Here is a 24,768-nt window from a genome sequence, read left to right as displayed (position 1 = left end):
TTTTCGGTATTTCCCAGACAAGCTCCAAAGATATCACATGAGAACAGCGTAACAAGCTGCCATTGTTTCTTTTTCATTGGCTTTAATATTGCTGTCACGCCCATAACCGGTGAGTGCATGACGGTGTGAAAAGCAATTATCTATATATTGCTCCCAAATCTGTTGAAACACATCCGCAGGAACTCTTTCACCTTTCAGCTTGGCTCTAAGCAGCAACCCCATCATCCATATTTGTTGCGGCGTATTTTTGGTTTCAGGCCTTTGCGCTCTCAAGAAAGTTCCAAACTGTTGCGGTTGCCGGTCATGGTCCAGTTGGCTCCCTTTATTCACCGAATTATAAAAACGCATAAATTGATCGAATGCTTGTTGTTCTATCAGAGCATTAAATAAGTGCAGCCAATTACCCAAGGGCTGTTTATCGCTAGAAAACACTCTGACCATTTCCGGCGCATAAAGTTCATACTCATCCATACGCCCTTCATCGAGCAATAATTTTCCAATACGCGCATAATAAGCTCCCGCATAAAATCTGGGCAATGTCTCCGACCATGTCATCAATTCAGAAATATGCCTGTGCTGCGCAAACAGCAATGCGAACCGCCCCATAAACCCGGCAGTGATTTGTCCCCCGCGAAAATCAGCCGGCGTTGTTTCACCGAACTTCTTTAAAAGCTCTTCAAATGTTTCTTCACTCAGCTTCTTTTGTTTCAGTGTCGTGTAGATATTCGCCTTATCGATATAATCCTCCAGATTACGGAGTACGACATCATGCTCATAAACCCTATGATTCATATATGGGGAAGCTTTTTCCAAATATAAAAGAGCATTTTCAGCATCCCCAAGCGCGGCCAGGCTTTCGGCAATTTTCAAATAGGTTGTAAGCCTGACATCTGCTGTTGAAGCATCTTCAATTTTCAAAATTTTAGGCTGGGATTTTTCCGCCGCATCTTCACTTTTCTTGTAATCATTACTCTCGCATAACCGGATTGCCTTTTCATGTTCTCCGGCCAAGGCGTATAAATACGGAACCGGATCATAAGTCGCGCGCGCATAAATTCCGGGATAATCCATCTTGTTATGTTCTTGAATAAATTCCGCCAATGCGATCAACTTGTTTTGCAAGCCAAGCTTCGCAGCCGTAAAAGCCAGAGGTTCATATGAGCGCCACACATAACGGCGGATAGGTTCATCATTCTGCAGTTTTTCTTTGAACAATCTATCAAAGACGTCATGCGCTTCTTTTTCTCTGCCCTCATCACGATACATAAAAAGAATTTTGCGCATAAGGTCATCATAACTTTTCTTGGCGGCCTCCACATAACAGAAACTTGATTGCCCGAACGCCTTGTTCCGGATATAAACCTCTAATAATTCTGCTGTCTTTTTCGCATCCGTGATGTTGTTTTGTTCCAGATAGGCAAGGCCCAGCCGTCCAATAGCCTCCGCCCGATTATGTGTGTAATTTTGACAATGGCCATGTGCGGATGAATTTCTGAGCGGGTCCGGTCGACCTCTTTTCCATTTCAGGGTTTCTTTTGCAATTGTCGATGCGTATGACAAATCTCCACGGCTGATAAGCGCATCAATCGCACCATAATCATCACCTGTTTGAAGTTCAGCATGCAGCTCTTCCAGCAATGTCTTTGCTTTATCATATTGACCAACAAAGAACAGCAGTCTCATGTAATTGATTTGATAATCGCTTATCACTTTTTGTATGACAGCATCCGAATGTCTACGCAGGCGGGAATAGCTCTCTTCTTCTTCTCGCACGTCTCTTGTTGTCGGCCATGCCTCCAATAATTTCTGTGCCGCATTCCGGTCTCCGTGTAACATTGCCTTCTTCGCCATCAACGCATAATAACTTCTCCGGGACGGCTGCGGGAATTCGGCCAGTGACATAAACTGGTCAATCAAACATTGATAAGTGAAATCTATGACACAGGAAGAGTTTTTATGCTCCTCAACCAATTGAGACCAAACCCGCCCGTCAAAACCGTCTACTTCCTGAATCTCCGCCTTATACTGCAGCAGCTCTTTCACCAACGCGATTGACTTATCTTCCTCATTGGACTTTTCAATAGCCGGTATTTTTAAAGCGCGAATATATTTTAAACCTTGAAGAGATCCCCCCATGCTCCTTTGGAAATCACTATCATTTGCACTGGGCATGTTGCCATGGACGGCTTTTATAACCCATCCGTCAGAAGCGTCTTTCCAACCCGTGTTTTCTTTAGAGGGATGAGGTTTAAAATAGAAGACGAAGTTTTTATCAGAAGAGGTACCGCGAGAGAAATGATTTGAATCTTCCGAATGATGCGACATTGAATGCGGGTCAAATGACAGAATCAAATTATTCGTGCGAAAAAAACCAAGTTCCTGCACAAGGACTGCATCAATCGCTTCAATAGGCGTTCCCCGCCCAAAAAGTGTTTCCAATCTATCTTGAAGGTCTTCCAGAGTGGTATAATTCTCCAAAACCAAACCAAATTCATCCCCTTCGCTATCAGGGCTCAAGGTAACCAATGACAACTTAGCTAAAGTATGGCCTTGCTTGGCCGCTTTTAGATACCAAGACTTCGCCGCCTCAGGATCTGCATCAACCCCGTCTCCCAATTCATACATTTGCCCCAATTGGTAATATGCCTCGACCGCCCCGCCTTCTGCCGCTTTTTTATACCATTTGATCGCTTTACCGCTATCCCGTGAAATATGTGCGCCTACCCGGTAAGCTTCCCCAAGGTAAATTTGTGACTTCGTATCGCCGGCTTTCGCAGCCCAAATCCTTGCAGTAATAAATCCCGGTTTGCCCAGTTCCGGATTACTCAGCGCCATATACAGCACAAATAGAAAGACCGAAACGGTTGATAGAATATAGATTAAAGCCCTCATGCGATCACACCCAAATCAATGATAGCTATATGTAGAAAAATCAAACTGTGTATGCCTATTCGCATGTTCTTCCCATTCTATATAGGTCATGGCACTTTTAATGCGCGCCCCCGGAACTGTTTGGCTGATTGCATTATCAAGATTTTTCAGGTCTTGAACATGCACCTTATCTATACCAATCAAACTATCTAAATATTTAATGACAAAAACCCAAAACAACAGCATCTCTCTTTTGCCATATTTTGCTCTCGCCTTCATAGCGAGTTCATTTACTTTGTCCATATCCAGACGGGCAGGATAAGTAAGCCTGGCACTGGCAAAAGATAGCCGGGGCTGACCAAGAAACAGCCCTCGGCCCGCCCCCTGCACGATGAGTTGCGCAGCATTGGCGTCCGCTGCCTTGATAAAAGCCTGTTTTGACAAATGTGCCGCATTTGGCCGGGGGTTCTGCAGGAAGCCTAATTGACGAAACGGCTCTCCGCTCACTTTTTCTAAAAGCGAAATTTGGCGCGCATCAATATTTTCCCCTCTCGTTGCGGGGTCCACTTTATCCACGCGCGCCCATCTGTAAAAAATTTGCACAAAGTCATTTTGCGTCTGCTCATAATTAACAAAAATTTCTTCCAGGCTTTTCTGATGAAACCGTTCTATTTTTTCTAATATATTGTTTGGATCACCCGCATCAGAATCCAGTTCCATTGCCACAGCCAATGACGGTATCTGGCCAATCCCCCGCAAGTTCGGTAGCGATCTCACACGCGGAGAAGACACCTGATAGCGAAAAAGAGTATTCATCAAATCAAATTTTAACTTCCAATCTTCTAAAGCAACTTTTCTTCCATCTATAAGCTCTGCATAGCCCTTCACGGCAACCATACTGGGGCGGCTATGCCTAATTTTTATCACTTCAAGAACAGAATATTTCTTCAAATCATCCTGCCAGCGATATACAACATTCTGATTTAAAGAAAAACGGCGGATCGCTTGTGACGCCGGCCAAATTTCCTTCTTGCTTGCTCTGCCATTATGATTGACATCAAACCACAGGATTATCTCGCCAAATCTCTCATCTTGCGCATCAACCATCAAATCACGGTTGCTGTCCAGTGCGGCCAATTCATCAAATGCGCCCACCCCCGCCGCGCCGAAAATTTCAGAGTGATCATCTATATATCCGTTTTTATTCTTATCAATGCCCACAAAGGCATTTTCTTTAACAATCCAGTCCACTGCATTTTCAAATCCATCCGTATTTATATCCCAATAGACCTTCTTCCCGGAAAGCTTGACACCCTTCCCAGCCGTATCAAGGATCAAAGTTCTTACATCCTGCAACCTTTCAAATTTTACGGATTCGTTAAACAGATCCTTTTCACTCTTCCCTTGCAATTGATAATTCGCATCTTGAATCTCTTCCCACCCCGCATACACGGCGCCACAAATCAACAACAAGAACAAAAGCCAAAAGTATAAGCCACTCGAACCTTTATCAGGCGAAGAGGCCTGCACCTGTTCTTCCATACTATTCCTCCAACCAGACTTTTACGCGGCGACTGCCACGATGATTTTCCAGACCGGTTATTGTAACGAAAAATGTATTACGAAAGTATTGACGCAACACGGAAATTATTGTTGACCTGCCTGCTATAAAGGAGTCCATTTATAGAAACGGTAATGCTATATATAACGGGCTATATTTTATCGGAGATATGAGGCATGGCAAAAGAAAAGCTTATCGCGGCCGACCGCGTGCTTTCACCGACAGCATTGGCGATTCTGCTGACCTGTCTGGGCTTTGCCACATTCACTTTTACGGATGCGATTGCAAAACTGGCCTCTGCAGGATTCCCGCCAATGGTGATTATCTTCCTGCAAAGCCTGCTCGGCTGTCTTTGTGTTGGCAGTTACGGCTTGTTGCGTCATGGCCGCACTGCTTTTAAAACAACGCATCCTTATTTACACGCCTTCCGCGCAGGGCTGGGAGGGTGTTCTTCACTATTAAACGTCAATGCCTTAAAAACCCTGCAAATGGACGAGTTTTATGCCGTTATTTTCATTGCCCCTTTGGTGGTCATGTTACTGGTGGCAGCGGTCTTAAAGGAAACACTGGGGTTACAGCGCATTATCGCCGTCATTATCGGTTTTTTATGTGTCTTATACATGATACAGCCGGGGCAATCGCTTTTTCAAATCGGTGCGCTCTTCGCTTTTATCAGTACGCTTTGTTATGCGGTTTCATGCGTGGTGGTACGCAAAATCGGGCAAAAGGATTCCGCGCTGCTGTTCACATTTTACACTTTCTGCGGCGGGCTTGCCGTTTCCGGCACGGTTCTGCTGATCAACGGTGTGGAAGTCGCCCCTTATTTACACCATCGTGACATATGGCTGATCGGTGTGAACGGCGTTCTGGTCATTTTCGGTGCGTTTTTTGTCACAAAGGGGTTGCAGATTGCACCAATGGCGGCATCCGTCACATCATTCCACTATACGCAAATGGTTTGGGGCGTGTTTTTAGGCTATCTCATCTTCGGCGAATTACCGACAACAACGGTGATGATCGGCGCAACGGGACTGATTGCAACGGGTTTATATCTGCTGGTTCACGAAAAACAGGCCATCCCCAAACCGGTCGCCGTCGTGATCCTGCCGGATTAAAATCACCGCAGCGCTTTGGTAATAAAACGGTCCAACTCATCGGCAAAGGCTTGCCGTTCACGCTGGCCGAAACTGTTTGCGCCGCCGGTATCAATGCCGCTGCCGCGCAAAGAATCCATAAAATCGCGCATGGATAATATCTGTTTGATATTATGCGTGCCATACATGGTTCCGCGCGGATCAAGCGCGGAGGCACCTTTTTCAACAGCCCGCGCCGCCAGCGGAATATCGGCTGTCACCACCAGATCACCCGCTGCGCATTCATCGGCAATTTTATCATCCGCAACATCCGATCCCTGCTCCACCAAAACGAAAATAATGAAATCGGATTTCGGCAGCTGCAGCCATTGATTGGCGACAAACATCACCCGCGTTTCCGTCCTGTCGGCGGCACGGAATAAAATTTCCTTGATGACTTTCGGACAGGCATCCGCATCAACCCATATTTTCATTTATTTCCGCGCCCTTTTTTGTATTTTTTCCGCATTTTGTATTTTTTCCGCAGGTTTTCTCCGTTTTTACCCGTATCACATTTATATACGGCAAAAACGGAGCAAAACAATGAGCAATTACATCTATGGTTCGGCAACAATGGGATGCCTCGTCATACTGGTCACAATCATCAACAACCATCTTCCCAACAGTCTATGGTATTACATTGATAGCAGTCTATTGCCGTTTTAGGGAAGATATTGGTAAATATAATATAAACTTGACATAATTAATGCCGCCCGCTAGGATAACGCAGATTTACATCACCAGCGGGTAGGCTCCATGTATATATTTTACGATCTTGAAACCACGGATATTGATAGAGATTTCGGCCAGATACTACAGGTCGGCCTTGTCGTCACCGATGATGATTTGAATATTGTGGAAGAAAAAAGCCTGCGCTGCCGCTTGCAGCCCGCCGTTGTTCCCTCCCCGCAGGCATTGCTGGTCACCGGCATTACGCCGCAGCAGCTGACGGATGAGGATGACACAATCTTCACCATGATGCAGGAAATTGATCAGCTTCTCCGCAGCTATGACTGGCCGATTACGACATCGGGTTATAACAGTATGGATTTTGACGAGCGCGGTTTGCGTTCCGCCCTGCATCAGACGTTGATGGACCCGTCCCTGACCTTCCAAAAACAGGATGATGACACGCCGCGCAATCAGCGCATTGATGTGATGCGGCTGGTACAGGCCTGTATCGTGCATGCGCCCGATGCCCTGACCCTTGAGCAGAAAACACGCCACAAAACACCGCAGCCCGCAATATCACTGGGTGTTGTCGCGCGCCAGAACGGTGTGGAATTTTCCGAAGAAGAAGCGCATGAAGCCGTCGCCGATGTAAAAGCCACCATCGCGGTCGCCAAAAAAATCCGCGATGAAGCGCCTGTGCTGTGGCAGCAAATGCTGAACATGGTCACCGAAGAAGGCGTGAAAGAATTTCTGGATGAGAACGAGATCGTCTCCTATGCCACAGGTTATGCGGGCAATATGAAACATTACATGGTTGCGCCCGTTGCCGTGAATGATGCCTATGAGCGGCAGGAAATTCTGTTTGACCTGACACAAGACCCCGCTGACTACATGGACAAACCGATGAGCGAGCTTGTCGCCCTTTTGAACAAGGACACAGGCAAAAAAGCCAAGAACAACCCGTTCTATAAAGTCCTGACGCAAAAGCAGCCGATTTTCATGTCGCTGGAGGACACAGCGAAAGAGCTGCTGCCCGCAGATATTGATGAAGAAACACTGAAAACCCGCGCGGCACTGATCCGCGACAATCTCGAATTTCAGGCAAAAATCGCACAGGCCGCCGCACTGGCGGAAGAGGAAATCCCCGTCCCCGATGCGATTGAAAAACAGCTTTATATTGATCTGCCCGCAGAAGTCGAAACACGGCTTTCCGTCTGGCGCGACGAATTTCAGGCAGGCGACTGGGAAACCCGCGCCGATTTGATGCGGGGCTTCACCGCACGTTTTGCCGATGATTTAAAAGACAATCCGACCTTGGCGCGTTTCCCGGAATTTGCCAAACGCATTATTTTTGAAAATGCCCCGCAGGACACGCTGACCGCGCAGGAGCAAAAGGCGTTCAAAGCAAGCATCCACCATAAAATGACCGACCCCGATGCGCCGGAGAAAATGATGACCATTGCCCGCGCCCATGAAATGCTGGATAAAATGCGCGAAGAACTCGCGGCAGGCACCTGCAAATATGTGCAGGCAGGCGAAGAGCACAAGCTGGATGAACTGGCAGAATTTTATAACCGGCTGGAACAAAAATTCGCGCCCGCCCCCGCGCAAGCACCAAAACCGCCGAAACCTGCGGCACCGAAATAACAATCAATAGCAAAATAAAGCCATGACAGAAGAAAAACTCAACGCGATTGAAGAGGCGCTCGCCCATCAGGAAGTACAGATTGAAACGCTGAGCAAAATGGCGGCGCAGCAATTTGATGTGATTGATGTGCTGAAAAGAAAAGTCGACGCCTTGCAGAGAAAAATCGAACGGCTCAGCGAGGATGAGCTGGCGGAGAATGACGGGCTGTCCTCTATCGAACAATCCCTGCACGAAAAACCCCCGCATTACTAAGCTTCTGCTTTTTTCTTGACTTTCCCCCTCTCGATGGATAATATGTCAAATATTTCCACGAAGAACAGCAGGGATAGTCAAAAATGACGGCACCACAGAAAAAGCCGCCGCAAAAGCCAAAGAAAAAAGGCTTTCTACAAAGCCGCAAGCTGAAATGGGCCTTTTATACCGTTGTGGCATGGGGCGCCGCGAATTATTACGTGCCGGAAATCGGCGACAGCATCTCCCAGAAATTCAATGATATGGCCGAAACCCATGCGGTGCTGGACCCGCAAAACCCCAATCCCTTCCTGAAAGATCAGGAGCTGAAAGATGTTAATCTTTACAACCGCAGCAACATCCGGCTGATGGGCGAAGAGGCGGAAAATGACTTCTTTGCCAATGTCGATATTGCCGATAAATGGTATGCCGCGCTGGGGCGCTATGAAATGCTGATGGAAGACAGCGACAACCGCATCTTCATGAAACAATGGCTGCGCTCGCTGAACCATCTGCGCGGCAAATCCGTCGCCGAGCAGGCCACGGAAGTCGACGCCATTGTCGACCGCCTGATCGAATACACACCCGACCCTGTTTTGTACGGCAAACAGGATTATTTTGCCTCCCCCATCGAAACGCTGTGGCACAAAAAAGGCGATTGCGACGACTTCGCCATTTTAAAATATTTCGCCCTGAAATATCTCGGCGTAGAAGATGAGCATATGTATGTGGTTGCCGTCGGCGACAAGAATGACAATATTCTCGACCATGCCACCCTGCTGGTGGATGTAAAGGAAAAAGGCGTCGGCGCAAAAATTGCCGGTGCGCTGACACCTGACTGGATCGAGGAACTTTTCGCCGGTAACAAGGATACGGATTTCCGCGTGCTGGATAATGACGGCAGTGAAATCGGCCGCCTGATCGAAGAAGACAAAAGCCGCTATCTGCCCTATTACGCCATGAATGCAAAAAGTTTCTGGCGCGTTTCCAAAAACACCGATCTTTGGAAATAACACGGCATAGCCTCCGCCCCCCGTCTGTGATATATCAATGCCATGCGCGTATAAGTCGTGTCATTGCGTTGATAAAAGGAAACGGTTTTGCAGACACAGCAAAAAACAAACATCACGGAACAACCTGCCGAACCTGCGCAACGGCACTCCGTTTCGGCACAAATGGCGGAACGCTTTGCGCGGCGGCGGCTGTGGCGGCGTTTCATTGCCGCGGCTTATATCCTGCTGCTGATTATTTATCTCCTCTGGCGCTTCACCATTATCAATCCTGACTCTCCGGCGCTGTCCATCACCTATTATGTGACAGAGTGCATCGCTTTCATCCTCGGTCTGACGGCAATTTTCAATTCCTGGCACTATAACCACCGCACACCGCCACCCGCACCGAAGGGGTTATCGGTAGATGTCTTCGTACCGACTTATAGGGAGCCGCTGGACATCATCCGCCGCACCGTGATGGCGGCAAAAGCGATCCGTTACCCGCACGGCACATTCCTGCTGGATGACGGCAAGCGCGATGAGGTGAAAGCACTGGCAGAGGAATTAGGCGTCACCTATCTGCGCCGCCCGGACAGCAAACATGCCAAAGCCGGAAATATCAATCACGCATTGCAGCACAGCAAAGCCGATTTTGTCATGACATTCGATGCCGACCATATCGCGCTGCCGCATGCGCTGGATGTGATGCTCGGCTTTTTTGATGATGAAAATGTCGTAATGGTGCAAACACCGCAGGATTATTACAACACTGATGCCTTCCAGTATCTCAACGCCCGCCGCACCGGCGGCTTGTGGCATGACCAATCCGCTTTTTACAATATTGCCGAACCTTGCGCCGATGCCTCAAATGCGGCCTCCTGCGTCGGGACGGGTGTTGTCTACCGCCGCAGCGCGCTGGATAAGATCGGCGGCATTCCTTGTGAAACCGTGACAGAGGATATTCACACATCTCTTAAACTGCACAAAGCAGGGTATCAGACCGTTTTTCTGAATGAACCCATTGCCTACGGCATTGCTGCTGCGGATCTCGGGGAATATTACAAAACCCGCCACCGCTGGGGGCATGGTAATCTGCATGCCTTGCGGCATGAGAATATTCTGTTCTGCAAAGGGCTGACATGGCGGCAGCGTCTGCATTACCTGTCACTCGGCCTGATCTATCTGGAAGGCTGGCAGCAATTGCTGTTATTTATCATTCCGGTGGTCGCACTGATTTGGGGGCTGCAGCCTTTTACGATTACGGTTTTCAACATGCTGATTGTGCTGAGTTTTCCTGTTCTATCTTACCTGCTGTTGCAGGAGCTGGGCTGCGGCTTTTCCCGCTACTGGGCCAATGAGCTGTTTTCCATGGCACGCTGGCCGGTCTATCTGACATCAACCGCCGGATTATTCGGCAAAAAAATCAGCTTTAACAGTTCTTCAAAAAACATTCAGGGCAAAACCGACTGGCGGATGATGGCACCGCAATTAACAGTCACGATTATCAGCCTTCTAGCCGTTTTTTACGGCGTCATACGCCTGACGGCAACGGGTTTCCCTAGCGGACCGCTCGGTTCATATTTTTACCTGTGGCTAACAACCCGAACCCTACCCGCAATTGATATCTACGAAGTCATGCCGCGCGGCTATACGGTCGAACTGGTAGCGATTGCCGGTTTCTGGGCCTTGTATAATGCGCTGCGCGGCATATTTTTTATGCGCAAGGTTTTACATGATGCAAAAAACACCCATGATTTTTTCCGTTTCCGCATTCCCGTGCCCGTCCTGCTGAATGGCCGGGATAAAATTTACGGACGCATGACCGCCCTTTCCGAAGACTGGGCAGCTCTGCATATTTATAAGAGTGACGCCGCCCCTTTTACCAAAGGCAAGGACATCACCTTAACAGCCTTCATGCCTGCCGGGGCTTTACAACTGACGCTGCGGGTCGAAAACATCACACAGGAAAACGGCTGCAACACGGTTGCAGGCTCTTTGATCTGGACCTCCGCAGCAGACCGCGATCAATTGGCCAACGGGCTGTATTCCGTTGACTGGCACCGGGAATTTTTGCACCGCAGCGCCTATTTCCTGACGCCTTCCGACGTACTGCTGTCCTGTTTGCGCTTTCAGCCCGTTTCCGCCCATAGCAAAAATGACTGGCAGGCTATTTTACTGCAAAGCGGCGACGATGGTTTCACAGATTACGGCATCCTGATCCGCAGACCCGACCGGCGGCAATCCCTGATTGTTTTCAGCGCATTGCAGCAAGGGCAGCATTATAACATCATGGCGTTTACAAAGGACGGAGTATCAAGTTCCGCAATTAAAGTCGCTGGGGAAGGGCATCTGCACTCTCTCGTTGAAAAAGGGTTGGACGGTGCCGCCCCTCACCGCTACATCGTCACAACTGTTGCATAAATACAACAGGCCTGCTGTTTTCACTGTGGATAAGGCTTTGCGGCTTGCCAGACAAAAACAGCATTGCTATAAAAAGGTGATCGCGTTTTCACACTGTTTTCAACAAAGGATTAAAAACAATGAAAAATAAATTTCTCGCAGTTTTACTTGCCGGCACAATCTTAACCGCAGCAACAGCGGCACATGCCGAAAAAAGCGGCGCATGGGCCGGCATTGATGTTGGCCCTAACTCCTATTACCTGTTTGCAGGTGCCGTGACCGGCATTTCCGGCCAAAGCGACATTGACAGCGAAGGCGGCTGGCTGCTCCGCGGCGATGCCGGCTATGGCCAATATGATTACAACACCGTCCTGCCCGGCCCGACACCTGCCAATATTGATGGCGATGTCATCGCCGGAGATGCGCTGATCGGTTACCGTCATTTCTTCGATACCGGTGCCAATCACATCACATTCTATGCCGGTGGTGAATTGCAGAACCATGACCAATCCCCCCGCGATGCCGCCAATTCGGTTGAAGGATCGGAATTCGGTGCCAAGGGAATGGTTGAACTGAACGTCACACCTGCTGAAGATATTGTTTTCAACGCCGCCGTCAGCTATTCCACAGCCTTCGACTCTTACTGGAGCCGCGGCACCGTTGGATATGACATGCAATCCGTCACAGTCGGACCCGAAGTCCTGTTCATGGGAAATGAAGAATACGACCAGCGCCGTTTCGGTCTGTCCGTTTCCAACATTCAGCTGGGCTTTACCGATGTTGCCATCCGCGGCGGTTACGCCAATACAAGCGGTAGGGGCGATGACGGTGCTTACGGCACACTTGGCTTCAGCTCACAGTTTTAATTTCAAAGCCCCGCCGGCCTTTATGGTACGCAACACAGCGATTTCAAGACGCAAACTTCTTAAGACGATCTTGACGCTTGGCGCAGGCGGGGTTTTTCTTTCCCTTCCGCAATTTCTGACAACGGGCGGCATCATCCATGCCGCCGCAAGTGATAAGCTCTCCTCTCTGGAGATTTTTACAGAGGTCAGCCGCTTTGTGACATTGCGCGAAACGCTTGACCCTGACGCCCTGCAAAAAATGTATCATGTTTTTAAAGACGAGCCCTGGTCCAAAGAGCACGCTGCGGGCATTCACCAAAAAATCACCGCGGCACTCGCACAAGGTTTTGATAAAAAACGCCCCGCCTTAAAAGATAACAGCTGGAAATTTACCGACGGCGAAAAATGGTTTGCCGAACATCTTTTAACCACATGGTATGTTGGCATTTACTACCATCAGGAAAGACCGACGCAGCGCGTATTATATGAAGAGGCACTGATGTTCGAGGCGTTCGACGGCGTTCTGCCTATTCCCTATCTTGAAAATGTCGGTTTTGGTGCATGGGCCGAACCGCCGGAGGGGATAGAATGATTGGTGCGCGCAATATGGTCTGGGCCGATGTGGTCGTCATAGGATCAGGCGTCGCCGGTGCCATAACAGCCTATAAACTGGCAAAAGCGGGGGTAAAAACCGTTATTTTGGAAGCCGGACCGCGCATAGACCGTGCGGAAATTGTCAAGGCTTTCACGCAATCACATAATCTGGATTTATCTGCCGGTTTTCCACATGAAAAATGGGCGCCCCGCCCCGATTGGGGGAAGCCGGATGGCGGTTATATTGAGTATACGGGGCCTGAGGTTTCAAAAGTCGAGTATCTGAAAGTCGTCGGCGGCACAACATGGCACTGGGCTGCGGTCGCCATCCGCATGACCCCTGCGGAAATGAAGATGAAGACCACATATGATCTGGCCGTTGACTGGCCGATCTCTTATGACGAGCTGGAGCCGTTTTACTGTGAAGCGGAATATGAAATCGGCGTCTCCGGTGACAGTACTGCCGCAGATGGCAGCCCGCGCTCCCGCCCTTATCCGATGCCGATGATTCCGCACAGCTATTCCGACAAGATTATTCAAAAAACGGCCAAAACAATCGGCATCGATTTTATTGCCCGCCCTGGTGCACGCAATAGTACACAGTATGACGGACGTATCCGTTGCCAGGGCTTTGGTACTTGTTCCCCGATCTGCCCGTCAGGCGCGCAATATAATGCCGGCATACATGTCAAAAAAGCGGAAGACCTTGGCGTAAAACTGCTCGATAACACCCGTGTCGATAAAATTTTCACGGATGAAAAAGGCAATATCAGGGATGTCCTCGCCGTCACCAAAGACGGAACGGAATTGACGGTACGCGGGAAGATTTTTGTACTGGCCGCCAACGGGCTTGAATCGCCAAAGCTGATGATGATGAATGCGACTGAAAGCCGCCCTGACGGTATTGGCAACAGTTCCGGCCTTGTTGGAAAATATTATTTCGATCATCCGGGCATTTATTGCAGGATTGTGATGCCTGAGCCGGTTTATCCGCGCGGCCCTGAAAACACAATGACCAGCCATAATTTCCGTGACGGTGATTTTCGAAAGAAGCGCGCCGGCTGGACCATGGCGGTCTATAACCGCCCGCATATAGACGACATCACACGCGAATTATTGGTAAAAGGCACGGAACCGCCGTCGCTTGACAAAGAATTGCGCCACCGCGTTATTCGTCAGCTGGAAATTGATACACATGTTGACCAGCTGCCCGATATCAATAATGCGCTTAGCCTGAACTGGGACAAGCACGACAGTGCAGGACACCCTGTCATGAAGATGCATTACAGCTATTCCGATTATGAACAGGCGGGTTTCGCGCATTCACGTAGCATTTTCAAAAAAATGGTCAAAGCGCTGAAGGCGGACGTCGTTCATACCAGCGAACCTTTTGCCCATCACCATCTGATGGGAACGACCCGTATGGGCAATGACCCGAAAACCTCTGTCGTTGATGCGCAATGCCGCAGCCATGACCATAAAAACCTGTTTGTCATCAGCTCCTCCGTTTTTCCGACAGGCGGTGCGGCAAACCCGACCCTGACCATCGCCGCGCTGGCATTACGGGCAGGCGAGGAAATCCTCCGGCAGTTGAAAAACGAAGAAAACTAAAGCCGGATCGCATCCGCGACAAAAGACATCACCGCGCTGATGCGTTTTGTGCCTTTTAGATCAGGATGTGTCAGCACCCAGACTTCAAAACCTTGAAACACTTTACAATTTTTAACGCGCTGCAAGCCCTGCTCGCTATCACCCAGCAAACAGGGCAGCACCGCCATCAGCGGTGCGGCATGCAGCGCCTGCGCCTGCCCCAGAATATCATCGGAGACCATTTGTACCGGACGGTCAGGGTAATTATTTTGCACCAGCCAGCCTTTAAAATCGACACTCTCATCCCAGCCGATCCATGATGCCTTTTCCGTATCCGTTGCCGCATCCTGATAGGCGCAGAGTTCAATATCGCCCAGCTTGCGCCCGATCAGATTAGGCGGCAGATGTTTTTCAGGGTCATTGGTCAGGCGCACGGCAACATCGGCATCATTGCGCTGCAAATCAAGAAAGCTGTTTGTCGCATGAAGCGTCAGATTAATATCGGGATGGGCGGTAAAAAAATCCTGCAATGCCGGTGACAAAAGATGGCGGATCATAAAAGACGGGGCCGTCAAAACAACATCACCGCCATCGGTATCGTCATGCCCCGTCAGGCATCTTGCCAGTTCCAGCGCCTGTTCATCCATTTTTTCCGCCGGTGCCAGAATCAGTTTACCGGCAGCCGTTAATTGATAATCGCCGCGATTGCGCAAAAACAGCGTCAGATGCAGACGGTCTTCCATCGCATCAATACGGCGCATAACGGTTGATTGATTGACTTTCAGCTCTTCGGCGGCTTTGGCAATATTGCCGTGGCGCGCAACAGCCAGATAAAAACGTATGTCATTCCAATCAAGCGGCATAAAAACACTCCGATTTTCTACGGTTCAATCAATTCTCTATTATTATTATAGACTGAAACCGTAAAAAATCGGAGTACCTATCAACCATTCCACCAATTTTCTATTTTAGATATAAAACGTTTTTCTTCATTCAGCGGCACGCCTGTCTTCTCGGACAGAGTTTTTGAAATTTGCGGGTTACCGATAAAATCCGCCCATGAGAATGCGGAGCTGAGCCCCTCATGATCCGTTGCCGAAACATCGATATCGGCATGATCGAGGAGCTTTTCAACGGCTTTTTCCTGTTCAAACCATACCGCACGCATCAGAGGCGTCTGCCCCAGCGCATTGGGAATATTCACATCAATACCGTCCTGCGCCAGCAGATAATCCAGCATCGCGTTATGCCCGTGCGAGGCCGCATGATAAAGTGCCGTCATACCATTTTGCGGACCGCGTATATTTACATTAATCTCTTTTTCTTCACACAACCTTATCACCGTCTGTAAATCGCCTTCCAAGGCGGCTTGCAGAAATTCCAATTCTTTTGCTGTCGGCTCTCCGAATGGTCCTTTCATTCTAGCGTTCCTCTCTGGAATATGCGGTTTATGTTAATTAACATAATATAATGCAAATCCCCCCTTTGCGGCAAGCCGCAATTCCGCAAGTTTCCCGCGCAAAATTGCATATTTTCTTTTATTGTCAATTATTGTAATCATCCTTATAGTGTAGCCACCGTAAAACTTGAAATGAAACCGCTAGAACAGCAGGAAGGTTTACCGATGAGCCAGGAAAAAGAATGGACCCGTCAGGTCCGCATTTATTTGAGTGATGAATTTGCAGCCGTTGCCCGCAACGCCCCCGATGCGCCGGAATTAAAGCCGTTGATGGATGTGCTGAAAAAATATGATGCCACGCTGAAATGCCAGTTTGATGCCTTTGCAGGCTATGTCAACGAGGCTGAAACCGCGATTGCCAAAGTTGCCGGAACCGATCTGGAAGATGCCGTCCGCGGACAGTATTTCCTGTATGAATGGACAAAAGACACGATCGAAAACCCGGTCAAACAGGCAAAATACCAAAAAGAATTCACGGTCTATGTCGAAGGTAAAGAAACCTATGGCGCAGAAGTTGCCGGTAAAATCGAAGCCGACATCAATGCGCTGATTGATGATAAAAACATCACCGGTGTCCGTAACCGCGACAGCAATCCTGCGAACAATCCGCAGATGCCGAAACGTTTTCGTAAGTAACCAATAAGAAAAAACTGTTAAAAGCGGCATCCTTCTCAACGGGATGCCGCTTTTTTTGTGCCTCTTTTTATATTTACATATTATTTAAATCGTGCTACAAAAAGACATCATAAAAACAGAAAGGATCATCCGTGGGTGAGACTGATTGGAATCGGGAGCTTTTACAAGCGGCGGAACACGGTGACGTGCCGCGGCTGGAAACGGCACTGGCCAATGGCGCCAATGTCGATGCCCGTGATGATCTTGGCGCGACGGCACTGATCCGCGCCGCCGATTACGGCGAGACCGCCTGCCTGATAAAACTGATTACCGCCCATGCCGACCTGAACGCCAAAGACAGAAAAGGCCAGACGGCCCTGATTATGGCGGCAGATTGCGGACATCTGGATTGCCTCAAGGCACTGGTTGATGCCGGTGCCGATACGCGACTGACAACAGATGTCGGTTTCAGTGCCCTCAGTAAATCAGCGATGCATCATCATACGGAATGTTCGGAAGTGTTGATTGCGGGTGGCGCAGATACAAGTGACCTAGCGCCGCATCACCAGAAAGAACTAGCCGATGCCATCGAAGCCGCCGAAACCCGCGCCCGTAAAGCGCGCCAGATACAGGGGCAGAAAAATCTGCGCCGTTTCCGCCCCCGCCCGAAATAACAGCGCATACATGCCATGAAAATCGCCAAAACAGTATTCCTGTCTCTATCTGCAATTGCCCTGTTTATTCTGGGAGCCATCATCGGCGTTATGGGTGCCATTCTTTCAACACCTCTGCTGTGGAAACTGGAAGAACCGACAGGGCTTGAGCTTGCCGGACATTCCGGTCCCGGCGAAAACGTCATCTGGCTGTTTGCACTTGTCTTCGGTACCACTTTTGCCGGATTATTTCTGTGGCGCCGCCTAAGGTAGATAAAAAAGAGCGGTCTTAAAGACCGCCCTTTCTCTCTCATCTCATAAAATTTCAATACCGTTTAGCCCGCGGCTCTTGTGCTATGCTTATGTTTCGCTGCTGCCTGCATTTTCGGCTGCGCCCCCTTCATCCGGTCAAACTGGCGATAATTCAGCATAAGCGGCAGGGCACGCAAATTCGCCGCGCTGGGAGCCACGGAAATATTATCCACGCCCGCTTCAAACAGTGCCATCGCAACATCGGGATCCGCCGCTTGCCCGCCACAGATATCAATCTCAATTTTCGGATTAGTGGCACGCGCGGTTTCGCAAACCTGCTGAATCAGCACCATCACCTCCGGTGCGAGTTTTTTATACGGGTCAAAACCGTGTTTTTCCTCATAACGGGCACGGGCGCGTAGATCATCCCGCGGTACATCCAGTGCCTGCTGGGTCAAATCATTGGTACCGAAACTGATAAAGTCGCAATGCTTGATAATATCAGCCGCATTTTTACAACTGTCCAGCGTCTCGATCATCACGCCAAAGTTATAACTTTTATCCGGTGCACCGACATTTCGTGCAGAATCCTCCACCATTTTTTTGACGGTCAAGGTATCTGCCTCGGTACGGACGGCCGGCATCATCACCTGCAGCGGTCTGCCCGCATAACCCATATTGGTATCTTTATAGGCTTTAAAAACAGCATCCACCTGCCTTTTATACAATTTCGGCCATGTTTCCAGCGCCTGACCACCATGGATATTATAGCTGCCGTATTTTTCGTGAAATTTCACCTGATCTTCGCGGTTAAACAGCTCTTTCGGAGACAGGTCAAACAAGCGAATTTTTACAGGATAACCTCCATTGATCTTATAAATAAAATTCCGGTAGCTTTCTTCCATAGAAAAAGTCAGCTCTGAATAGGCATCATCTGAATCTGTCAGCAAGACCTCACGCAGCGCATTTGCCTGCGGCGCCCAACCGGCAGCCACCTGCTCACTGCGAACAAGACCGATACCGCCGGCCAAACGTAGAAACGGGTTATCGGGTGAATCGACATTCGCCTTCACACTATGTGCTTTACCGCCGTTTTCAACGAAATATCTGGCGAAAATGCTTTGCAGACGCTTCATTTCCTGCTCACATTCAAACTCGCCGTAATCATTCGGCCCGCCCTCCGGTTTTTTCAATGTTTCCTGCAATTTCGCGATTGTCTCGGGGCGGAAAACCAGACCGTTTTTCCCGACACCGATCATCAATTGCTGCCCTTCCTCAATCACCGTGCCGTTAATTTCGGCGCGCCCGTCTTTGAAATACGGTGCCAGATGTGATTTTGCCATCTGGTTAAATTCTCCGGCGGGAGCCTCACCGTTCTCCGACGGTACCAGACCGAAAACGCCGGTGACTTTATTCGCATCACACAGAAATGCCAGATGCGAGGCCAGATACGGACCGCAAAGCACAATACCGCCCAGCTTGCCGGTATCCAGCAGCGGTACGACTTCCGGATCATAGCTTTGCATGACCAGAATGGGTTTATCCTGACGGCTTTGCGGCCAGTTCTCCACAGCTTCAAGGCTAAAGACCGCTTCACCTTTTACAGGAAATCCGGTTCCTTCGTAAAATGCCGCATCCGTATCAACATCGCCGCCCTTCGCACCGTAAAGACCGGTTTGCAAGGACTCCGCCAAATTCATGGCATAGGTACGCCAATATTCAATCACATCCGCTTCTGTGGCTTTTCCGGCCTCCATCGCTTTAAAAATACCGCCCATCAAGGCGCGCTGATATTGTTTTTCCCAGCTTTCATGATATTTCTCATCGACATCCAGCGGCAATTCCGTACTGAACCTCTCATTGAGAATTTTGCGCAGCTGCCGGGTATCGGCATGTACCAATGTTCTGTCAGCAGATTTGCCGTCAAGATAATGTCTGACATTGGAGAGCTCACCCTCCGATACAAAACCTGTTTTGACTTTCGGATGCAGGCTGGTCAGGCTTGCCGCTTCCTCCAGTGCCATGCTGGTGCTGAGCGACAGGAAATAAATAGCCGGCAGCGGATCTTCCGGGCGGTTCTGTTCGAACCATTCCGCAATTTCAAGCCCCAGCCTGTGACCGGCACCGCAACAGTCCAGAAAAAATGTTTCCGGTATTTTATCCGGGTCTTTCGTATGTTTTTTCAAATGATCCCGCAGCAGATCGCCATATTCGAAACTTTCAATCGAAATATCGGCCTTGCCTTTTTTCTTCAGGGATTTCGCAACGGCTTTCGCATCGCTTTGCACGCCTGAGGCATCCTGTACAACGACAATCCGTGCCTTTGGCACATCACCTTTATTCCCACCAAATGCATCTCTCAGAAAATCACCGACGCCGCTCATAATTCCGCCTCTTAAAAAAATCGCCTTAACGATATTACATATTATATAGCCGCGCTGTTAATAATTGGTAAAAATACCGTGCAGTACGCTATATCACACACCCCGAAGATAACTCCGGCGACTCAGTTCCAATAAACCGAGGTTAATTATATGTCAAATATAATAGGGGCGCAAGTCTTGTTACGGGTAATATTATTGCGAATTTACGTCTATTCAATCCGCCGCCTCTGTGCCAAAATTTGGAATAGCCTATTCATCTTTTTTTGCGAGATTTTGCCATGAGATTTTTTCGCCTGCTGTCCCTGATGCTCTTCACCGGATGTTTTCTGGCAACCGCACCGGCCTATGCCTGCAAATGCGTCCGGCCGGACATCACGGCGGACAGCGCCGCAACCTTCCCTCACATCTTTAAAGCCACGATACACAGACCCGTTGCCCATATCGGCGAGAAATATATCCGGACCACAATCCTGCGTGTTCAGGAAAATTTCAAAGGCGATGCCTCCGGCGACCTGCTGCCTCTGCATAATAAAGGCAGCTGCGCCTTTCAATTTGAAGAGGGCAAAACCTATCTGGTTTTTGCGAAGATTGACGGCGAAATTCATGTCAGCGCTTCGCTATGCAGTCCGACACGCGTCATTGAAAGCGACGAAGATATTCCCGCCTTTCTACGCGACATCAAAACCCCTACAGACCCTGCAGCCGTCGAATAAAATTCTAGCCGACTTTGACCGCGACTTTCTTCTTGCGGCCCAGCAGCATATATTCTTGCGGACCCGCTGCGCGGATATCGTCCAGATTCAGGAACAGGCTGTCGATACGCTCTTCAATACCCTGCGCTTTGGCGGATTGAAAATCGCCGTTAAAAATAACGCGTAATCCGTCGAAACTGCAATCCGCCTCTTTTTTGCCGGAAGATTTGATCACACGCCCGTTAATGCTGATATGATCATCAGGCGTGACATTATAAAGAAAAACACTTTTGATACTCATTGTTATACCCTCACTTTTTTGCCGTTTTTTATTTTTGTTACATCACCGCAAACACACACAAATTATGCGGATAAGCCTTTATACGCCCGTTTTCATAATGTCGCAAGCGGCGCATAGCAGAAAGTATGAAAAATTCATATATTTCAAACTATTACAAAAAAAATTATATTATCAAAAAAGCACGGAGGTTCAAAAAGGACTCGGGGGCTATTCCGGATTTTCCGCGGATTTTTCAGGCCAGTATTGCGGCAGCGTGGCCGGCAGCTGTGCGGCAATGTTTTTGCCGATAAATATCTGCGGTGCGGCATGTTCCGTTTTGCCTTCCGCATTCTCGCGCTGTTCCAGCAATTTCTTCGCCGTATCAAAAGCCTTGATCCAGTCCTTTTCCTGTGTGAAGGCCTGTTCGAAATAGGCCTCGGCGAAATAGGTCAGCCTGCTATCATCACTGCATCCGTAAGCGCGACGGTTTTTTGCCGCCGCGGTCATAATCAGCGTGTCATCATTCTTCAATACGTCAAGCACCATCCCGCTATAGCAGGCCGAGACGAAGATGATGCGGTTTTTGATGCCGCTCTCCTGTAGAATCTCAGCCAATAGCTCCGGCTTCATTTGCTGAAAACGGTAACCGCCGCCAAGATAGACCGAAAGTGTGCCATCCTTGCCGCCATGGCTGGTCAGATATAACAGCAGCACATCCTCTTTCTGCATCATGCCGGACAGATGTTTCAGCGTGGCACGCAGATTTGTCGCCGTTGCCAGCGGCATATCCGTCAGCGTTTTTTCATTATTGATCATGCGCACAATACGGGCATCCGGGCCGTAAAGTGATGACAGCGTCTCCGCAACAAACGCAACTTCGCGCATAAACACATCCTGATAACCGTAACTGCCGAATATCACGCCGTAAACATCAGTATGCCCCGCCCGCGAGGGTTTCAATGCTGTCAGCTGTTGATCCAGAAGTGCGGTCTGCCCTTGAAATAATTCTTCATGCGTTATCTCCGCCAACGGTGACGGTTTATCGGCGCTGTAATCGTGATACCACAGCGTATCAAAATAGAAAAAAGAAGGCAGAAGATATAGCCCCGCAAGCACCGCGAGCGATGCCAGTATCTGCCGCAGCGGTTCCGGATCAAAAATCAGCGCCACCGCGCGGAAACCGATCAGAAATATCCACACGGCGTAAATCACACCCAAGTCGCGTTCGATATTTCCCATCGCCAGCAGATCGGGAGCAAGCGCAGAAAGCAGCGAAAACAAACACCACGGCACAAGAAACGCATTGTAAAGCATCGTTGCCAGCAGCAGCGTTTTCGATGTTTCCGCAAACAGCAGCGCGGCGGCATAAGCGGCAAAAAGCAGCAGCGCAAAATAGGTCAGATTTTCCTGGATCCCATCGATATAAAAAACGCGCGGCGGCGCAGCTGACAGCGCATCCGTTGCAAAAGACACTGCCATAGAAAGCAAAAAGGCAAAGATAATGGAATGCCATGACGGCGAAAAGATTTCTTGCGGGCAACGCCGCAACAAGGCCAGATTGAAGCCGCCTTTCAGATTATTCCACAACAGCCGTATCATTTTTTTCCTTTTCAGGCTTCACGCCGCCGCCCGCTTTTTGCCAGTAACCATGCGCCTTTTCAAGAAAACCGGGAATATCCTCCGGCTTTTTAAATGCGGATTTCGGCAGCAGATAAGCCTGCATCCGGTCGATATAAAACAGAATGTAATCCGGCGTTTCCTGAATACTGATGACGCCGCGCCAATCGGTGAAGCTTTTCTGGTAATCCGATTCCTCACTTATCCCTTTCGCCGTCATCTGGAATGTTTTTTTTGACAGGAAATTTCCATCTTCAGCCAGCCATGACTGTTTGCCAAAGGCATTAAAAAAACGCAGCAGCAGATAAAAAATCAGAAAATAAATAAGGGTGGTCAAAACCGTCTGCGTGAACCTGTCCGACGGGAAATATCCCGCCACCCGTACCATATCGATCACAGCCAGTGCTGCCGCAATCGCGATACCGACGGCAACAATGATATAAATAATTCCCCGCCGCCGATAGGGCCCCGCAGCGATGCGGCTGAAATTCAGAAAATCTTTTTCCGTGCGTGAGAATGTCAGTTTACTCATATGCCCCCTTACCTTCTTTAAACCGCGCGTCTGCGCCTGCGTAAAATTTTCACCTGCGTGTTGAGCGCACCCCATATCAGGAAGCAACCGAACGCCATCAAGCCGCCCGGCAGCGCCCAGTTCCAGATGCCGCGATCGACCATGGCGTCACGAGGTTTATGCGCCTCATACACAACTGTGACTTCATCCCCCGTTTCATATAGCGGATGGCTTGCCCCCAACTTATCGGTAAAGCTGATCGTCTCTCCCTCCTGCGTTTCAAATTCCACCACTGCGTGATAAGTATAGCCGCTGCCGTCGGAAGAACTGTCATACCTGCTTTCCATCCGCACCACATGCCCTTTTGTGCTGATACCCATTTCCAGCATCTGCGTCAGATTTTTGCTGAGATAATTGCCGCCGACAATCGCGGCAATCCCCAAGGCCAGTAGCACAGGCACCCAATACTGGTTATAGCGGTCCATCCAGTAAAGGCGGGCTTTGATTTCCTCTTCGGTCAGGAAATCCGCTCCATCCGCGGAGGAACTGCGACCGCCGTCAAATTCAACTAATGGCTGTTTCCTGTCCCGAACATCCTGCAGCATCTTTTTAATACCTGCCTTCATTTCGGGATTGGCAGAGAGTTTGGAATATATTTTCACACCGAAATATCCCAGCAGCAGAAAAGGAAACAGCACCGAAAACATACTGAATTTGAATGTTTCAAAGGCGGCGTAAAACAGAACAGCGCCAACCCCCAGCAAAATCATGGCGATTGTAATACCTATTTTTCCCGGTCTGCGGACACGGTCCGGCTTATTGGGGGACACCAGCAACGTCACGCGCGTTCCCGGAATTTTATCCGTCAGTATATTAGAAGATGTTGTGCCCTCCGCCTGCAAAACCTCGCCCGTCGGCAGCTGATATTCATAGACTGCCGTGTACATTTCGTTCATATAATTCGGCTTATCCGGCCTTTCCCCTTTTTTCTTCTGCTTGCTATTCATGTGGGAAACAAAGAATATCACCCCGATAAAAAACAGCCCGAAAGCGGGGAAGATGAAAATCGCCGCCATATTGTGCCAGAAGTCATCAATAATAAACCGCGACGGCTTATCCGGTTGATAATAAACAGGCAGATGCGTACCGCGCCGGAACGTATCGCCGTTTTGATTGCTGATGCTGTCACGGTGTTCCTGATAATTCCCCTGACGATCCGTAAAAGACACAATGGCATAATAGCTCGACCCGCCTTCACTATCGGTTTCATGTTTGTTTTGTACTACCACGGCATCGGTATAAATGCCGTGCGTTTTCAAATCGTAATATTTATAGCCGTGATAAACGCCGATGCCGATAAACACAAACGGGAAGGCAATAAACATGCCGGCAAAAATAAGGGCGATCAGGCTGGAAAACGGATTTTTTCGAAACCCCTTCCAAAAACCTTCTTTTTCCGTTTCCTCTTTTTTGCGCTCCTCTTTTTCCTTTTCCTCTTTCCGGCGATGTGCAATACGGCTGATTTTCGTCTTTACCGCTTTGATCTCGCCTTTGACACGAATACCTTTTATGCGCCAATACAAAAAATCGGCCAGAAACAATCCGCCGATCAGAAAACAAATCACGCCGCCGATCATCAGACCGGTCTGGTTCCATGCAGAAATACCGTCAAAGAGAATATCGAACATTTTTTCCCGTTATTGGAAATATGAAGACGGGACAATAATCACCCCTCTCTTTCATTATTCGTAATGCGCATTAATTATAG

Annotated in this window: 22 protein-coding genes; 12 read left to right on the top strand and 10 right to left on the bottom strand. The window is 49.1% G+C overall.

The genetic code is table 11. The features are described 5' to 3' along the window. Positions 1 to 33 precede the first annotated feature (33 nt). Positions 34 to 2,892 carry a sel1 repeat family protein gene (locus tag HND56_02865; protein QKK04693.1) on the bottom strand — a complete coding sequence of 953 codons (2,859 nt, stop codon included), beginning with the start codon at positions 2,890 to 2,892 and terminating at the stop codon, positions 34 to 36. Positions 2,893 to 2,907: 15 nt separating this feature from the next. Next, positions 2,908 to 4,413, bottom strand: a complete 1,506-nt coding sequence (locus HND56_02860; GenBank protein ID QKK04692.1) for a hypothetical protein — start codon at positions 4,411 to 4,413, stop codon at positions 2,908 to 2,910. A 195-nt stretch (positions 4,414 to 4,608) separates the two neighbouring features. On the opposite strand from HND56_02860, the gene HND56_02855 reads away from it, so the two are divergent. Then, complete coding sequence (locus tag HND56_02855) at positions 4,609 to 5,547, top strand: DMT family transporter (protein ID QKK04691.1); 939 nt, start codon at positions 4,609 to 4,611, stop codon at positions 5,545 to 5,547. A 2-nt stretch (positions 5,548 to 5,549) separates the two neighbouring features. Here the strand turns inward: HND56_02855 and HND56_02850 are convergent, their stop codons facing one another. Further along, the gene (locus tag HND56_02850; GenBank protein QKK04690.1) at positions 5,550 to 5,999 is read right to left on the bottom strand and encodes a YaiI/YqxD family protein; all 450 of its coding nucleotides are present in this window, start codon (positions 5,997 to 5,999) and stop codon (positions 5,550 to 5,552) included. Between the two features lie 322 nt (positions 6,000 to 6,321). On the opposite strand from HND56_02850, the gene HND56_02845 reads away from it, so the two are divergent. From HND56_02845 to HND56_02815, 7 genes are all read left to right on the top strand, one after another. Next, positions 6,322 to 7,884 carry a hypothetical protein gene (locus HND56_02845; GenBank protein ID QKK04689.1) on the top strand — a complete coding sequence of 521 codons (1,563 nt, stop codon included), beginning with the start codon at positions 6,322 to 6,324 and terminating at the stop codon, positions 7,882 to 7,884. Between the two features lie 22 nt (positions 7,885 to 7,906). Next, positions 7,907 to 8,137: a SlyX family protein gene (locus HND56_02840; GenBank protein ID QKK04688.1), complete on the top strand. Its 231-nt coding sequence runs from the start codon at positions 7,907 to 7,909 to the stop codon at positions 8,135 to 8,137. Positions 8,138 to 8,220: 83 nt separating this feature from the next. After that, complete coding sequence (locus HND56_02835) at positions 8,221 to 9,129, top strand: hypothetical protein (protein QKK04687.1); 909 nt, start codon at positions 8,221 to 8,223, stop codon at positions 9,127 to 9,129. 87 nt (positions 9,130 to 9,216) lie between these two features. Next, positions 9,217 to 11,529: a glycosyltransferase gene (locus HND56_02830; GenBank protein ID QKK04686.1), complete on the top strand. Its 2,313-nt coding sequence runs from the start codon at positions 9,217 to 9,219 to the stop codon at positions 11,527 to 11,529. A gap of 119 nt (positions 11,530 to 11,648) precedes the next feature. Continuing rightward, on the top strand, positions 11,649 to 12,374 hold the full coding sequence (gene bcsS, locus HND56_02825) for a cellulose biosynthesis protein BcsS (GenBank protein QKK04685.1): 726 nt from the start codon (positions 11,649 to 11,651) through the stop codon (positions 12,372 to 12,374). A 22-nt stretch (positions 12,375 to 12,396) separates the two neighbouring features. Continuing rightward, entirely contained in the window at positions 12,397 to 12,945 is a 549-nt protein-coding gene (locus HND56_02820) for a hypothetical protein (protein QKK04684.1), read from the top strand. Next, entirely contained in the window at positions 12,942 to 14,558 is a 1,617-nt protein-coding gene (locus HND56_02815; protein QKK04683.1) for a GMC family oxidoreductase, read from the top strand. Before HND56_02820 ends, HND56_02815 begins: the two co-directional genes overlap by 4 nt. On the opposite strand, the gene HND56_02810 is transcribed toward HND56_02815, so the two are convergent. After that, a complete protein-coding gene (locus HND56_02810) occupies positions 14,555 to 15,400 on the bottom strand; it encodes a LysR family transcriptional regulator (protein ID QKK04682.1) in 846 nt (281 codons plus the stop codon). The genes HND56_02815 and HND56_02810 overlap by 4 nt on opposite strands. A gap of 80 nt (positions 15,401 to 15,480) precedes the next feature. Further along, positions 15,481 to 15,957 (bottom strand): ankyrin repeat domain-containing protein, encoded by a 477-nt coding sequence (locus tag HND56_02805; GenBank protein ID QKK04681.1) that lies wholly within the window; start codon positions 15,955 to 15,957, stop codon positions 15,481 to 15,483. A 204-nt stretch (positions 15,958 to 16,161) separates the two neighbouring features. Here HND56_02805 and HND56_02800 point away from each other — a divergent pair, with 204 nt between their 5' ends. The 3 genes from HND56_02800 (at position 16,162) to HND56_02790 (ending at position 17,537) form a co-directional block, all read left to right on the top strand. Next, a complete protein-coding gene (locus tag HND56_02800) occupies positions 16,162 to 16,632 on the top strand; it encodes a hypothetical protein (GenBank protein QKK04680.1) in 471 nt (156 codons plus the stop codon). Between the two features lie 131 nt (positions 16,633 to 16,763). Then, on the top strand, positions 16,764 to 17,285 hold the full coding sequence (locus HND56_02795; protein QKK04679.1) for an ankyrin repeat domain-containing protein: 522 nt from the start codon (positions 16,764 to 16,766) through the stop codon (positions 17,283 to 17,285). A 15-nt stretch (positions 17,286 to 17,300) separates the two neighbouring features. Then, positions 17,301 to 17,537, top strand: coding sequence for a hypothetical protein (locus tag HND56_02790; GenBank protein QKK04678.1), 237 nt, complete (start codon positions 17,301 to 17,303; stop codon positions 17,535 to 17,537). 62 nt (positions 17,538 to 17,599) lie between these two features. Here HND56_02790 and HND56_02785 read toward each other — a convergent pair whose 3' ends face one another. Continuing rightward, on the bottom strand, positions 17,600 to 19,900 hold the full coding sequence (locus HND56_02785) for a hypothetical protein (GenBank protein ID QKK04677.1): 2,301 nt from the start codon (positions 19,898 to 19,900) through the stop codon (positions 17,600 to 17,602). A gap of 278 nt (positions 19,901 to 20,178) precedes the next feature. Here HND56_02785 and HND56_02780 point away from each other — a divergent pair, with 278 nt between their 5' ends. Continuing rightward, a complete protein-coding gene (locus HND56_02780; protein ID QKK04676.1) occupies positions 20,179 to 20,613 on the top strand; it encodes a hypothetical protein in 435 nt (144 codons plus the stop codon). Positions 20,614 to 20,617: 4 nt separating this feature from the next. Here HND56_02780 and HND56_02775 read toward each other — a convergent pair whose 3' ends face one another. From HND56_02775 to HND56_02760, 4 genes are all read right to left on the bottom strand, one after another. Continuing rightward, complete coding sequence (locus HND56_02775; GenBank protein ID QKK04675.1) at positions 20,618 to 20,893, bottom strand: hypothetical protein; 276 nt, start codon at positions 20,891 to 20,893, stop codon at positions 20,618 to 20,620. 207 nt (positions 20,894 to 21,100) lie between these two features. After that, entirely contained in the window at positions 21,101 to 22,471 is a 1,371-nt protein-coding gene (locus HND56_02770) for a hypothetical protein (protein QKK04674.1), read from the bottom strand. After that, positions 22,449 to 23,021, bottom strand: a complete 573-nt coding sequence (locus tag HND56_02765) for a YcxB family protein (protein ID QKK04673.1) — start codon at positions 23,019 to 23,021, stop codon at positions 22,449 to 22,451. The genes HND56_02770 and HND56_02765 overlap by 23 nt, the downstream gene beginning before the upstream one ends. A 17-nt stretch (positions 23,022 to 23,038) precedes the next feature. Further along, positions 23,039 to 24,688 carry a DUF3592 domain-containing protein gene (locus HND56_02760; GenBank protein ID QKK04672.1) on the bottom strand — a complete coding sequence of 550 codons (1,650 nt, stop codon included), beginning with the start codon at positions 24,686 to 24,688 and terminating at the stop codon, positions 23,039 to 23,041. Between the last annotated feature and the right edge of the window lie 80 nt (positions 24,689 to 24,768).

This window comes from Pseudomonadota bacterium (assembly GCA_013285465.1).
Classification (GTDB): domain Bacteria; phylum Pseudomonadota; class Alphaproteobacteria; order Micavibrionales; family CSBR16-224; genus CSBR16-224.
The sequence above is the reverse complement of the archived record's forward strand: the minus strand, read 5'-3'. Positions and strand labels throughout refer to the sequence as shown.

What these genes read in the sequence shown, in the direction of transcription:
- HND56_02760 (QKK04672.1), bottom strand. Translation starts at nt 24,688, where the DNA reads ATGTTCGATATTCTCTTTGACGGTATTTCTGCATGGAACCAGACCGGT.
- HND56_02765 (QKK04673.1), bottom strand. Translation starts at nt 23,021, where the DNA reads ATGAGTAAACTGACATTCTCACGCACGGAAAAAGATTTTCTGAATTTC.
- HND56_02785 (QKK04677.1), bottom strand. Translation starts at nt 19,900, where the DNA reads ATGAGCGGCGTCGGTGATTTTCTGAGAGATGCATTTGGTGGGAATAAA.
- HND56_02850 (QKK04690.1), bottom strand. Translation starts at nt 5,999, where the DNA reads ATGAAAATATGGGTTGATGCGGATGCCTGTCCGAAAGTCATCAAGGAA.
- HND56_02865 (QKK04693.1), bottom strand. Translation starts at nt 2,892, where the DNA reads ATGAGGGCTTTAATCTATATTCTATCAACCGTTTCGGTCTTTCTATTT.
- HND56_02820 (QKK04684.1), top strand. Translation starts at nt 12,397, where the DNA reads ATGGTACGCAACACAGCGATTTCAAGACGCAAACTTCTTAAGACGATC.
- HND56_02815 (QKK04683.1), top strand. Translation starts at nt 12,942, where the DNA reads ATGATTGGTGCGCGCAATATGGTCTGGGCCGATGTGGTCGTCATAGGA.
- HND56_02840 (QKK04688.1), top strand. Translation starts at nt 7,907, where the DNA reads ATGACAGAAGAAAAACTCAACGCGATTGAAGAGGCGCTCGCCCATCAG.
- HND56_02810 (QKK04682.1), bottom strand. Translation starts at nt 15,400, where the DNA reads ATGCCGCTTGATTGGAATGACATACGTTTTTATCTGGCTGTTGCGCGC.
- HND56_02855 (QKK04691.1), top strand. Translation starts at nt 4,609, where the DNA reads ATGGCAAAAGAAAAGCTTATCGCGGCCGACCGCGTGCTTTCACCGACA.
- HND56_02800 (QKK04680.1), top strand. Translation starts at nt 16,162, where the DNA reads ATGAGCCAGGAAAAAGAATGGACCCGTCAGGTCCGCATTTATTTGAGT.
- HND56_02770 (QKK04674.1), bottom strand. Translation starts at nt 22,471, where the DNA reads ATGATACGGCTGTTGTGGAATAATCTGAAAGGCGGCTTCAATCTGGCC.
- HND56_02780 (QKK04676.1), top strand. Translation starts at nt 20,179, where the DNA reads ATGAGATTTTTTCGCCTGCTGTCCCTGATGCTCTTCACCGGATGTTTT.
- HND56_02845 (QKK04689.1), top strand. Translation starts at nt 6,322, where the DNA reads ATGTATATATTTTACGATCTTGAAACCACGGATATTGATAGAGATTTC.
- HND56_02835 (QKK04687.1), top strand. Translation starts at nt 8,221, where the DNA reads ATGACGGCACCACAGAAAAAGCCGCCGCAAAAGCCAAAGAAAAAAGGC.
- HND56_02860 (QKK04692.1), bottom strand. Translation starts at nt 4,413, where the DNA reads ATGGAAGAACAGGTGCAGGCCTCTTCGCCTGATAAAGGTTCGAGTGGC.
- HND56_02775 (QKK04675.1), bottom strand. Translation starts at nt 20,893, where the DNA reads ATGAGTATCAAAAGTGTTTTTCTTTATAATGTCACGCCTGATGATCAT.
- bcsS (QKK04685.1), top strand. Translation starts at nt 11,649, where the DNA reads ATGAAAAATAAATTTCTCGCAGTTTTACTTGCCGGCACAATCTTAACC.
- HND56_02790 (QKK04678.1), top strand. Translation starts at nt 17,301, where the DNA reads ATGAAAATCGCCAAAACAGTATTCCTGTCTCTATCTGCAATTGCCCTG.
- HND56_02805 (QKK04681.1), bottom strand. Translation starts at nt 15,957, where the DNA reads ATGAAAGGACCATTCGGAGAGCCGACAGCAAAAGAATTGGAATTTCTG.